Source organism: Bacteroides cellulolyticus, assembly GCF_025567135.1.
Taxonomy (GTDB): domain Bacteria; phylum Bacteroidota; class Bacteroidia; order Bacteroidales; family Bacteroidaceae; genus Phocaeicola; species Phocaeicola cellulolyticus.
Window position 1 is genome coordinate 208,362 of record NZ_JAOQJJ010000002.1, and the last position, 12,447, is coordinate 220,808.

Genomic DNA, 12,447 nt, shown 5'->3' on the forward strand with positions numbered 1-12,447 from the left:
CTTTTTGAGTGATCCGCTTGGGGCTCGAACCCAAGACCCCAACATTAAAAGTGTTGTGCTCTACCTGCTGAGCTAGCGAATCAATCCTGTTTTGCTATCGTTATTTCCCGATAGCGAGTGCAAAGGTATGACTTATTTTTGAAACTGCAAAATATTTGAATGATTTTTTATAATGAAATTTTAAAAAGTCCTGTAAATCAGGATGAAAAAAATGATAAAATTAAATGGGTTGTGTGATAAACTCTACATAACCGGGAGCAAAAATTATTTTTTTTCGTATAACATAGATATGTTTGATGTAATATTATGTATTTTTGCCGTACTATTATAATATAATAATGTATATATGAAAGTCAGAAAATTTCTTGTTCCATTTATGATTTTATTTCTTGCTTCATGTGGGCAGGAAGAAAAAAAAGCCACAGAGCTGTTCAATAGAGCAGAGGAGTCCTTTAAGTCGGCTAATTATAGTGAGGCTAAACTTCAGATAGATAGTATAAGGAATTTATATCCTAAAGTGTTTGAAGTCCGCAAGAAAGCTGTAAGACTTATGCAGCAGGTTGAATTGGAAGAACAGAAAACATCCCTAGAATATCTTGACAGTATGATGGCGGTAAAGCAGGCTGTTTTGGATTCCATGAAAGTTGCATTTGTACTTGAAAAAGATACGGCATATCAGGAAATAGGAAATTACTTTTATCCGTCGCAAGTTGTTGAAAAAAATATAGGAAGAACATTTTTGAGGGCTTGTGTAAGTGAAAAGGGAGAAATGTCACTTACTTCCATTTATTGTGCAGGCGGTTCTTTAAATCATACATCTGTAAAGGTTAGTTCTGCTGATGCTTTTGCTCAAACACCTGAATCGCCAGATATGTATGTCACTTCGGACTTGGGACGAAAGATTGAAAAGGCAGATTATAAGGTTGGTGCAGACGGTGGTGTCGTTGGGTTTATAATAGCGAATAAGGATGCCAAGTCATTGAAGCTTGAATTTATTGGTGATAGAACTTACAGAACTGTTATGTACTCGCCGGACATCAAGGCAATAGTAGAGGTTAGCAAACTGGCTCAGGTATTAGCTTCGATGGAAGAAATAAGAAAGGAACAGAAAGAGGCTAATTTAAAGATGCAGTTCCTTAATAAGAAAATAGCTGAAACTGTGATAGAGTAAATAATAAAAAACGCTTCGATGTTTTACAAAGCATTCTTATCTAAAACATCGAAGCGTTTTTTATGGGTATTGGAAGTTTATAATCTTTCTGCCACTTTATTCCAGTTGACAAGCGACCAGAAAGCATCAATAAAAGCTGCACGGTTATTTCTGTAGTCAATGTAGTAGGCGTGTTCCCAAACGTCTATAACCATAAGTGGTGTAAAACCTTCGGTGATAGGGTTGCCGGCATTGGCAGTATTCATTATTTTCAGATTGTTTTCATTATCTTTTACTAGCCAAGTCCATCCTGAGCCGAATACACCTAATGCTGATTTGGTAAATTCTTCTTTGAATTTTTCTATGGAACCAAATGTGGAGTTTATCTTGTCGGACAGTGTTGATGGAATTTCCTTTTGCTCAGGTGTGAGCGACATGAAGAAAAATGTATGGTTCCATGTCTGTGCAGCATTGTTGAATGTTGGTCCTTGGGCGTTACGGATGATGTCTTCCAGGTTCATGTTCTCAAATTCTGTACCTGCTATAAACTTGTTCAAATTGTTCACATAGGTTTGCAGATGCTTGCCATAGTGGTAATCAAAAGTTTCTTTGCTCATTTTAGGAGCTAATGCTTCCATGTCGTAGGGAAGCTTTGGCATTTCGTGAATCATAGTAAAAATGTTTTTAAAATCATTATATTGCAAAGTTATAAACTTTAGTATTATATGTTGTCAAAAGAAGAAGTTATTTATATGTTGTATGGCATAAATCCGGTATATATTTTTCTCTTACATTTTAGCGATGTATTAAATAGTAAAAATGAAGTGGATAATAATTAAAAACTGTAATTAAAAATATCTTATTTTCTTTGGGATTGTTATATATGTATTTTGATTTACATAAAGTATAGGTAAATTGAATTTTTTCTTTCAAAAAGCTGTACTTTTGCAGTAAAGAAAGACATAAAGATATAAATATAACTTTAATACTTTCTAATAGATAGCAATAATCCATGGATATTGGTTTAAATAAGACAAAAGTTCATTTTAAAAAGGTAAAGAGATATGAAAATGATTAAAGGTAGAAAAATGATGTTGCTTTTTGCTATTATTGGATTGGCATCAGCATCGGGTGTTAAGGCGCAGGACAAGGTTGAAGCGTCGGTAGGAGCTGACTTGGTCAGTGGTTACATCTGGCGTGGTCAGGATCTGGGTGGTGTAAGCATTCAGCCGGGAGCAGGACTTTCTTACAAAGGTTTCTCTTTGTCGGCCTGGGGTTCTGTAGGTTTTGAAGGCACAGATACTAAAGAACTTGATTTGACACTGGGATATGAGTATGGTGGTTTTAGTGTCGGAGTGACCGACTATTGGTTTACAAGTGCGGATTCGCCTGCACGTTATTCCGATTATAAGGATGCTCATACATTTGAAGTTGCCTTGGGTTACGATTTCGGACCTGTAGCGGTCAATTGGTTTACTAATTTTGCTGGTTCGGTAGGTGTAAACGAAGATGGTAAAGATGCATATGCTTCATATTTTTCTGTTTCGGCACCTTTCTCATTGGGAGGCATTGATTGGACAGCAGAGATTGGAGCCACTCCTTGGGCTAATGATTTCTATAATGGTTATTCCAACGGTTTTAAAGTTTCTGCCATAAGTCTTCAGGCATCAAAAGAGATAAAGATAACAGACAGTTTTTCTCTTCCGCTTTGGGCACAGGCTATCTGGAATCCTACAACAAAAGGCGCATACTTCGTAGCCGGAATAAGTTTCTGATATCCGGGTATAGCATATACAAATACAATATACATACAATATACAAATACAATAACGAATGAGATTATGAAAAAGATTGAAGCTATTATTCGCCGGACGAAGTTCGACGATGTAAAGGAGGCTCTTCTGAAAGCCGATATAGAATGGTTTTCTTATTACGATGTGAGAGGAGTCGGGAAGACACGCGAGGGACGCATATATCGAGGTGTAGTATATGATACAAGTTCCATAGAGCGCATTTTGATATCTATTGTTGTGAGAAACAAGAATGTGGAAAAAACTGTTGAAGCCATAATGAAAGCCGCACATACAGGCGAGATAGGCGATGGTCGTATTTTCGTAATTCCGGTGGAAGATGCGATTCGCATTCGTACCGGGGAACGTGGAGACATCGCGCTCTATAATGCGGAACAGGAGAAATAACCTTGTTCGTCATTCTTTCATATATAATAAAATAACTAAATAAACGAGATAAATTATGGACAAATATATAAAAGGCGGCATGCGTATGTTGCGGTATGCCGTAATGCTTCTGATTATGTTTTGTTGGGTGCCTGATGTGTGTGCGAGTGAAGAAACTGTTGTAACCGAGCCGGTTTTGAATTCCGGCAATACGGCTTGGCTGTTGGTTGCCTCAATATTGGTGTTGTTTATGAGTATTCCCGGTATCGCTTTATTTTATGGCGGTCTGGTTCGACGGAAAAATGTGTTGAGTGTCATCATGCAGACGCTGTTTATTGTTGGTGTAGTCAGTATTTTGTGGGTGGCGTTCGGCTATAGTTGGGCGTTCGATACCAGTTTTGCCGAAACAGGCAATCCGCTGGCGTGTATAATAGGAGGCTTCGACAAGGCTTTCCTTCACGGCATCAGCATCGGCACCCTTACAGCAGGCGATATTCCCGAACTGCTTTTTGCGATGTTTCAATGCATGTTCGCAATTATTACGCCGGCATTGATACTCGGTGCTTTTGCCGAGCGTATAAAGTTTTCCGGATATGTATTGTTTATTACTTTGTGGGTGATTGTAGCTTATTTCCCTATGGCCCATTGGGTGTGGGGTGGAGGATTCCTGCAGGAAATGGGTGCTATCGACTTTGCCGGAGGTACGGTCGTGCATATTAACGCCGGAATTTCCGCATTGGTTATGGCTATCATGCTTGGCAAGCGAATGGATTATAGGGTAGGACACCCCATTACGCCACACAACGTGACTTTCGTTTTTATGGGAACTTCTTTCTTGTGGTTAGGCTGGTTCGGATTCAATGCCGGAAGTGGGCTGGCGGCCGACGGACTGGCGGCGAACGCTTTTATGGTGACGCATATTGCCACAGCCGCAGCTGCCATAACCTGGATGGTGATAGATTGGTTTTGCAATAAGAAACCTACTATCATAGGTTCGTGTACAGGAGCTGTGGCCGGACTTGTGGCTATCACTCCCGCAGCCGGTACAGTTGATTTGCTAGGTGCATTGTGTATCGGTATCATTACTTCCGTGGTATGCTTTTTCATGGTTGCCGCTGTAAAGCCTAAGTTTAAATACGATGATGCCCTCGACGCTTTTGGTGTGCATGGAGTTGGTGGTATAATTGGTTCTGTTCTGACAGGTGTGTTTGCTACGCGTTTTATTTCCGGAGAGGACGGCGTGCAGGGTGCTTTGTATGGAGACTGGCATCAGTTGTGGATACAGATTGTGGCTACGGTAGTTTCCATTGTATATAGTGCGGTAGTTACTTTTATCCTGTTCAAGATTGCTGACGCGACTGTTGGCTTGCGTGTTGACAAGCGCGTGGAAGAAGAAGGACTTGATATCTATGAACATGGTGAATCGGCATACAACAGATAATTTATAATTAATAATGAACAATGAATAATTAATAGTGAAGAAGACATCAATTCTTTTTTAATTATTAATTATTCATTGAATAACCTAACAACTAAATAAATATGATTCGTTTTAATGTAGTGGAAAAGGCTTTCCAGACAAAGCCTATGGAGGTAAGCGTTCCGAGCTGCCGTCCGAGTGAGTATTTTGGCAAATATGTATTCAACAGGGAGAAAATGTTCAAGTATCTTCCAAGTACGGTTTATGCAAAGTTGGTAGATGCGATGGATCATGGAGCGACACTTGACAGACAGACTGCAGACGAAGTGGCGGCAGGTATGAAACGTTGGGCAAGCGAACTTGGTGCAACACATTATACACACTGGTTCCAGCCTCTGACGGAAGGAACAGCCGAGAAGCATGATGCGTTTGTGGAACATGATGGTAAAGGTGGCATGATGGAAGAATTCTCCGGTAAACTTCTTGTACAGCAGGAACCTGATGCGTCATCTTTTCCAAACGGAGGTATAAGAAATACATTCGAGGCTCGTGGATATAGCGCATGGGACCCTTCATCACCGGTTTTTGTAGTTGACGATACATTGTGTATTCCTACTGTATTCATTGCATATACAGGAGAGTCGCTTGACTATAAAGCTCCTTTGCTTAAGGCTCTTAGCGCCGTTGATAAGGCTGCCGTAGCTGTTTGCAAGTATTTTGACACAAACGTGAAAAAGGTGACGGCATTCCTTGGTTGGGAACAGGAGTATTTCCTTGTTGACGAAGGTTTGTATGCAGCTCGTCCGGACTTGTTACTTACAGGACGTACACTTATGGGACATGAGGCTTCTAAAAACCAGCAGCTTGAAGACCATTATTTCGGAGCAATTCCTACCAGAGTCGCAGCATTTATGAAGGATTTGGAGATACAGGCACTAGAACTTGGTATTCCTGTAAAGACACGTCATAATGAAGTTGCTCCTAACCAGTTTGAGCTTGCTCCGATATATGAGGAATGTAATCTGGCTGTTGACCATAATATGCTGGTTATGTCACTTATGCGTAAAGTGGCACGTGCACATGGTTTCAGAGTGTTGCTTCACGAAAAACCTTTTAAGGGTGTTAATGGTTCCGGTAAGCATAACAACTGGTCTTTAGGAACTGATACCGGCGTTCTACTGATGGCTCCAGGAAAGACAACAGAAGAAAACTTGCGTTTCGTTACATTCGTAGTCAATACATTGATGGCTGTTTACAGACATAACGGACTGCTTAAGGCTTCTATCATGAGTGCTACTAACGCTCATCGTCTGGGAGCAAACGAGGCACCTCCAGCAATCATTTCTTCTTTCCTTGGCTCACAGTTAAGCAAAGTTCTTGACCATATAGAGGAAAATGCCAATGAAGATTTAGTATCATTGGGAGGAAAGCAAGGAATGAAACTTGACATACCTCAGATTCCGGAATTGCTGATTGATAATACAGACCGTAACCGTACTTCACCATTTGCGTTTACCGGAAACAGATTTGAATTCCGTGCAGTAGGTTCTGAAGCCAACTGTGCAAGTGCCATGATTGCATTGAATACAGCAGTTGCAGAACAGCTTGTCATATTCAAGAAAGAAGTGGATGACCTGATTGAAAAAGGCGAACCGAAAGTTTCTGCTTTGTTACAGGTATTGCGTAAATACATAAAAGAAAGTAAACCTATCCGTTTCGACGGTAATGGTTACAGTGACGAATGGAAAGAAGAAGCTCTCAAGCGTGGATTGGACTGCGAAACCAGCTGTCCGGTTATCTTCGATAACTATCTGAAACCTGAAAGTGTAGCGATGTTTGAGTCAACAGGCGTAATGACACGTAAGGAACTTGAAGCACGCAATGAGGTAAAATGGGAGACTTATACCAAGAAAATTCAAATTGAGGCACGTGTTCTGGGAGACTTGGTTATGAATCATGTAGTGCCTGTAGCTATCAGCTATCAGACAAAACTTATTGATAATGTATTCAAGATGAAAAGTTTGTTCCCGGCTGAAGAAGCAGAAAGACTGTCTGCTGGAAATGTGGCTATCATTAAGGAAATTTCAGAACGCACTGCATATATAAAAGAACACGTTGACTCTATGGTAGAGGCTCGTAAGGTGGCTAATAAGATTACTTCCGAACGCGAGAAAGCCATAGCTTATCACGATAACATCGCTCCAATGCTTGAACTTATCCGTTATCATATAGATAAGTTGGAACTGATTGTCGATGACCAGATGTGGACTTTACCTAAGTATCGTGAGTTATTGTTCATACGATAACATATACGATTCTCTATTTATTGGTTGTTTAATTCAGAGAAAGAGCCGGTACGCCGTGATGGTGTATCGGCTCTGTTGTTATGATATATAAAAGTATTAAAGGAGATAAAGTGTTGAGCTTTATCTCCTTTAACTTCTTTATCTCCTTTACTGTTTTATTTATTGTTCCAATAAGAAACTTTTCAACTCATTCGCATCATCGGCAATGAAATCCGGTTGGTATGCTTCAAGTTCTGTTCTAGGACGGAATCCCCAGCTTACTCCAACAGTTTTTACTCCTGCATTTTTACCAGTTTCCATGTCAACGCATGAATCGCCAACGTACACGATTTCTTCTTTGCATATGCCTGCATGTTCTGATATCTCATTTACTATTGTTGGGTCCGGTTTTGATGGAACTCCATCACGCTGCCCGAGTATTTCGCAGAAGTTTATGTCAGGAAAATACTGTCTTACCAGCTTTACGGCTGCTGCCTGATATTTATTTGAAGCTACTGCTATCTGTATGTTGTTTTTCTGCAGATCTGCCAGAAGACTGTTCATTCCAGGATAAGGTTTGCTCAGATCTGAATTGTGCGCATCGTAATAAGGTACAAACTCAGAGCGTATTTTCATAACATATTCATCGTTTCTCTTATCTTCCGGCAATGCACGTTCGAATAGCTTGTTTATTCCGTTTCCTACGAAAAATTTATATTCATCTTCATTATGTGTAGGAAGTCCATATTGCTCAAGTGCATAGTTGGTAGCCGCAGCCAGGTCGGCTATTGTGTTCAGTAATGTGCCGTCTAAATCGAATATTACAAGTTTCATGAATAAAGAATTTTCTTTTTGTTTGATTATCCTATAGTTTATAAATCGACTGCAAACTTAGTTAAATCGTTTGATTTGTTATATCTTTGTGACTGTAAAAAGTTATAAAATTATGAAAACACATAGGTCGGGTATATTATTGTTGGTAATTTGTGGGCTTCTTGCATTGGGAAATTTTCCATTGATGGCGCAGGACGGGGCTGACTGGAGTTCATGGACATCTGTAGCTGTAAATCATAAGTTTAATAAGAATCTTAGACTTATGTCGAAAGTGCAAGTCAGGTCAAGGGATAATTTCAGTGCTTTTGAGAGATTTTTTATAAATGCCGGATTGGGTTACAAGGTTCTGCCTAAATGGGAACTGAAAGGTGTCTTTGCCTATCATCGCAGGAACAGTGCTTCGAAGGGTAACTTCAATGCCTACAGGTATCATCTGGGCTCGGAAGCATTCTGGAAGAAGGGCGATTTCAGAATCCGCTGGAGGGAGAGGTTTCAACATACATTCGCTTTAGGCGATGATGAGATGATAATTCGTTCCAGACTGATGTTTGACTATAATATACCAGCAACTATATTGGTCCCGTATTTTTCAATTGAGGCCTTCAATGATTTGGAGAATAATGATGCTTTCAAAGCTGAAAGAATCCGCTATATGCCGGGATTAAGGATGAATCTTACTGATATGTATTCATTATCGGTTTTTTATTGCAGGCAGGATGATATTTCCACAAAGACCAATATTGCCGGTGTGGAGTTTATAATCAATTTGTGATAGATTAAAAAACATTTAGTATCATACTAACAACTAAAATAATACTTTAATTTATGAGTTTTCTTGATTTGGTAAATAAGCGTTATTCTGTACGTTCATACGAAGAACGTCAGATTGAGAAAGAGAAGATAGATTATATCATGGAATGTGTTCGTATGGCTCCGTCAGCTGTGAACTTCCAGCCGTGGAAATTCTATATTGTAACGGATAAAGATAAGCTGAATGATATAAAGTCAACTTATAAGCGTGAATGGATAATGTCTGCTCCATGTATTATTGTGGCATGTGCCAAACATGATGAGTCATGGCATCGTCGCTCGGACAATAAGGATCATGCAGATATTGATCTGGCAATAGCTATCGAGCATCTGTGTCTTGCTGCTGCGGAACAGGGGCTAGGTACTTGCTGGGTATGTAATTTCGATGCTGCACTCTGTCATCAGTTGATGTCCTTGCCTGAGGAGATGGAGCCGGTTGCTCTAATTCCTGTGGGCTATACACCTGATACTGAAATACCGGAGAAGAAAAGGAAGGATATGGATGAGATCTGTGTATATATCTGATATATCTTAACTTAGTATAGATATAAGCTCGCCGAAACTGCCGCAACTATAGTTCTTTTCATCAATATGTAATTGCATTTCTGATGATGACAGAACTTTAAGTTCCGGCAGTTTTTTGTCTTCCTGTGCCGCCTGTTTGTCCAGACACAGAAATCCGTGGCGGTTCAGTGCGTTCTGTGTCCAGTGTTTAAGTATCTGGTCGTCTGTATATAGTATGATGGAACGGTCGGCTTTCACGGTAGGGGAGTATCCTCCGTGCATAAGGTCGAATTTAATTTCTGCTTCAGGAAAAAGCTGGTCCATCAGTCCGGATAATATTATGTCTTCCGTCACTCCGGAATGTATTCCGTTTTTAGGAGTGAGCAGCCATAGATAGTCGGCTGTAACCAGCGCCTGCTCAATGTCGTGGGTGGAGAGTAATATGGCTTTGTTTTCTTCATGCGCCAGGCGGTGGAGCAATGTGAGTATTTCTATTCTGCTTACTGCATCAAGGAATGCGGTCGGTTCATCAAGAAGTATTATCGGACATTCCTGTACTATGGCTTTGGCTATCATGGCCTTTTGGCGTTCTCCGTCAGAGAGGTTAGCCGTATAAGTTTCTGCTTTATGGCTTATTCCTGTAAGATGCAGCGCATGGTCTATTATTTCTTTGTCGTAAGCAGACAAGCGTCCGAAGAAACCGGTGTGCGGCTGGCGTCCAAGGGCTACAAGCTGTCGTACCGTCAATGCTCCTGCAAAAATCCTTTCCGTCAGTACAAGTCCGATGGTGCGCGACAGTTCCTTTTCCGAATATCTTTCTACAGGTTTGTCCATAATGTTGAGGCTACCGTCCAATATAGGTTGCGATGCTGAGATTGTACGCAGGAGAGTTGACTTTCCCGCACCGTTCGGACCAAGCAGACATGTCAGGTTGCCTCCCTTCAGTGTGAAGTTGAGGTTGGACTGTACGGTAGTTTTCCTGTTTTTCGTGTGGTAGCCGATACTCAGATTGGTAGCTGTAATCACATCGTTGTTTTCCATCAGTTAAAGTATTGTATTTTCTTCTGGTTTATAATTACATATATTATTACCGGAGCTCCGAGTACCGGTGTTACGGCATTTATCGGTATGATACCATTCTCTCCCGGAAGTATGCTCACTATCGAACATAACAGAGCCATTGCTGCTCCACAGAGTGCGGTTGTGGGGAGAAGTGAGTTATGGTTTGATGTTCCTAGCAGAAGCCGTGCAATATGAGGTACAGCCAGCCCGATAAACGAAATCGGTCCGCAGAACGCAGTTGTTACGGCAGTCAGTATTCCTGTTGACAGCAGGAGCATATTCCTTGTTCGGCGGATATTTACGCCAAGATTTTCCGCATATCTAGTTCCCAGCAAAAGAGCATTCATAGGCTTTATGAGCATTACGGATATTGCCAGCCCTATTAATATCATTGAGGAGAAGGTAGGAAGTTGAGTGAGCGATACACCTCCGAAATTTCCCATTCCCCATGTGACGTAGGAGTGTACTCCTTCGGCTGTAGAGAAGAAGTTTAGAAGTGATATTGCCGATGAAGTGACGTACCCTGTCATAATTCCGGCTATCAGAAGCATGACGTTGTTCTTTATCAGTGTGGATAGAAACAGGATGAATGCCATTATGGCGAATGCGCCTGCCATGGCTCCAGCGATGACGGACAGAAATCCGCCGAGACTGATGGTAGATACCGTTATGCTTCCTCCCATACCAAGTATTACCAGTGCGGCTCCGAGACTGGAGCCGGAACTTATTCCCAGTATGGATGAATCTGCCAGAGGATTGTTGAATACAGTCTGCAGCATAAGTCCGGAAACGGCAAGTGCGGCTCCGGTTAGTATAGCGGTAATGGTCTGTGGTACACGCGACTGCAGGACTATGTAAGTCCAGCTGGATTTTTCCGCCTCTCCACCTGAAAGTATATCGGTAACCACAGATGCCGGAATACTGACTGAACCATAATACAGACTTATGGCGGCAAGGGTTACAGTCAGGATGGCAAGCAGTGCGATATATATGGTATTCCTGTTTCTCAAAATTTTATTCTTTAATAGACGAGTAATCAAAATCAACAGTTAAAACTTCAATTCTGTATAATACTGTGTCTTTTCATTTTTCATAATTTCCGGATGGAAGATTATAATCAGGTCTCTGAGCAGAGTCTCCGGATGAAAAGGCGTCTCTTCGTAGAAGTTTACGTACGAGGTATTGCATCCAAAGATACGTTTATTTTTCCACGCGTCAAAATTGGTATATGGAGAGTAGTCGTTTTTCAGTTCGGAGTATGTCTTATCCTGTTTCTGATTATACTTTATGAGCCAGAAGTCAGCTTTCTGACCTTTGTCCAGAACTGTCTCGAACGACATAGGCACTGAGCCGCTTTCCTTTGTATAGCTGAATATGTAGTCTCCTCCGGCATCGTTTATCATCCTGGCCATGGTGCTTCTTCCTCCGGGAACATACCATGCAGATGAATATTTCAATTCAGTAATCACAGTAGGGCGGTCGTGGACATCTTTTGTCATATGTTTCAGAGTGAGATATTGTTTCTCTATTTTTCTGAACAGTGAGTCAGTCTCTTCCTCTTTACCTGTAAGGAGTCCATAAAACTTCATCCATTCTGCTCTGCCTAGGGGAGATGTCTCCATATAGTCGGCACATTCTATGATGGGTATTCCTATACTTTCTATTCTTCCGTACCCGCCGCTATTCTCAAAAGGAGAGAGCAGTACCGCATCGGCATTGAGGTCGATAATCTTTTCTATGTCGGGACTCATTGAAGAGCCGCAGTCGGCTATGAAGCCACCTTCGTACATCTCCTTTATCTGTGGATGCTTGATATACTGAATGTCGCACACTCCGGCTATGGATTTGATAGCTCCTGTTTCGGCCAAGAGGGAGTTGTGAACAGATGAGTAAACAATGGCATTATTTAAAGGAGTACGAACTATAGTTCCTTCGGGCAGATTGCCGGTGTTGGTATTGTCTCTGTCTGTCAGTATGTACGTATGCAGAGTTTTCAGTGTATCCCATGGATTGCGCAGTTCCACTTTGGTATAATCCTTGAATTTCAGAATTCTGATGTTTTCCGCATAACTGAATTTTACTGTATCGACAGGAGTTTCAGAATGCGAGGAAGTCCTGCTTCCTCCGCTGCATGCAGAGAGAAGCAGGACTAATGTTACTATATTGGCAGATAGTAAAAATGATTTCTTCATTATAATAATGATG

12 protein-coding genes and 1 tRNA gene are annotated in these 12,447 nt (G+C 41.1%); 7 read left to right on the top strand and 6 right to left on the bottom strand.

Annotated elements, in window-relative coordinates; translation table 11 throughout:
• Positions 1-9: 9 nt before the first annotated feature.
• Positions 10-82: transfer RNA gene (locus tag OCV82_RS04080), tRNA-Lys, on the bottom strand.
• Positions 83-346: 264 nt separating this feature from the next.
• On the opposite strand from OCV82_RS04080, the gene OCV82_RS04085 reads away from it, so the two are divergent.
• Positions 347-1,171, top strand: a complete 825-nt coding sequence (locus OCV82_RS04085) for a hypothetical protein (protein WP_154043241.1) — start codon at positions 347-349, stop codon at positions 1,169-1,171.
• A 77-nt stretch (positions 1,172-1,248) separates the two neighbouring features.
• Here OCV82_RS04085 and OCV82_RS04090 read toward each other — a convergent pair whose 3' ends face one another.
• Positions 1,249-1,821, bottom strand: coding sequence for a superoxide dismutase (locus tag OCV82_RS04090; RefSeq protein WP_154043242.1), 573 nt, complete (start codon positions 1,819-1,821; stop codon positions 1,249-1,251).
• Positions 1,822-2,220: 399 nt separating this feature from the next.
• Between OCV82_RS04090 and OCV82_RS04095 the strand changes: the two genes are divergently transcribed.
• From OCV82_RS04095 to OCV82_RS04110, 4 genes are all read left to right on the top strand, one after another.
• A complete protein-coding gene (locus OCV82_RS04095) occupies positions 2,221-2,925 on the top strand; it encodes a TorF family putative porin (RefSeq protein WP_375338106.1) in 705 nt (234 codons plus the stop codon).
• Between the two features lie 66 nt (positions 2,926-2,991).
• Entirely contained in the window at positions 2,992-3,348 is a 357-nt protein-coding gene (locus OCV82_RS04100) for a P-II family nitrogen regulator (protein WP_154043244.1), read from the top strand.
• 115 nt (positions 3,349-3,463) lie between these two features.
• The gene (locus OCV82_RS04105; protein WP_154043360.1) at positions 3,464-4,768 is read left to right on the top strand and encodes an ammonium transporter; all 1,305 of its coding nucleotides are present in this window, start codon (positions 3,464-3,466) and stop codon (positions 4,766-4,768) included.
• A gap of 101 nt (positions 4,769-4,869) precedes the next feature.
• Positions 4,870-7,053 carry a glutamine synthetase III family protein gene (locus tag OCV82_RS04110; protein WP_262912055.1) on the top strand — a complete coding sequence of 728 codons (2,184 nt, stop codon included), beginning with the start codon at positions 4,870-4,872 and terminating at the stop codon, positions 7,051-7,053.
• A 159-nt stretch (positions 7,054-7,212) separates the two neighbouring features.
• Here the strand turns inward: OCV82_RS04110 and OCV82_RS04115 are convergent, their stop codons facing one another.
• The gene (locus tag OCV82_RS04115) at positions 7,213-7,866 is read right to left on the bottom strand and encodes an HAD family hydrolase (protein ID WP_154043246.1); all 654 of its coding nucleotides are present in this window, start codon (positions 7,864-7,866) and stop codon (positions 7,213-7,215) included.
• Between the two features lie 112 nt (positions 7,867-7,978).
• Here OCV82_RS04115 and OCV82_RS04120 point away from each other — a divergent pair, with 112 nt between their 5' ends.
• Both OCV82_RS04120 and OCV82_RS04125 read left to right on the top strand, forming a co-directional pair.
• Positions 7,979-8,638 carry a DUF2490 domain-containing protein gene (locus tag OCV82_RS04120; RefSeq protein ID WP_154043247.1) on the top strand — a complete coding sequence of 220 codons (660 nt, stop codon included), beginning with the start codon at positions 7,979-7,981 and terminating at the stop codon, positions 8,636-8,638.
• A 53-nt stretch (positions 8,639-8,691) separates the two neighbouring features.
• Positions 8,692-9,201: a nitroreductase family protein gene (locus tag OCV82_RS04125; protein ID WP_154043248.1), complete on the top strand. Its 510-nt coding sequence runs from the start codon at positions 8,692-8,694 to the stop codon at positions 9,199-9,201.
• A 6-nt stretch (positions 9,202-9,207) separates the two neighbouring features.
• Here OCV82_RS04125 and OCV82_RS04130 read toward each other — a convergent pair whose 3' ends face one another.
• The 3 genes from OCV82_RS04130 to OCV82_RS04140 are packed head-to-tail and all read right to left on the bottom strand — an operon-like array spanning position 9,208 to position 12,434.
• Positions 9,208-10,221, bottom strand: a complete 1,014-nt coding sequence (locus OCV82_RS04130; protein WP_154043249.1) for an ABC transporter ATP-binding protein — start codon at positions 10,219-10,221, stop codon at positions 9,208-9,210.
• Positions 10,221-11,252 carry an iron ABC transporter permease gene (locus OCV82_RS04135; RefSeq protein ID WP_154043250.1) on the bottom strand — a complete coding sequence of 344 codons (1,032 nt, stop codon included), beginning with the start codon at positions 11,250-11,252 and terminating at the stop codon, positions 10,221-10,223. The genes OCV82_RS04130 and OCV82_RS04135 overlap by 1 nt, the downstream gene beginning before the upstream one ends.
• Before the next feature lie 39 nt (positions 11,253-11,291).
• Entirely contained in the window at positions 11,292-12,434 is a 1,143-nt protein-coding gene (locus OCV82_RS04140) for an ABC transporter substrate-binding protein (protein ID WP_154043251.1), read from the bottom strand.
• Positions 12,435-12,447 lie beyond the last annotated feature (13 nt).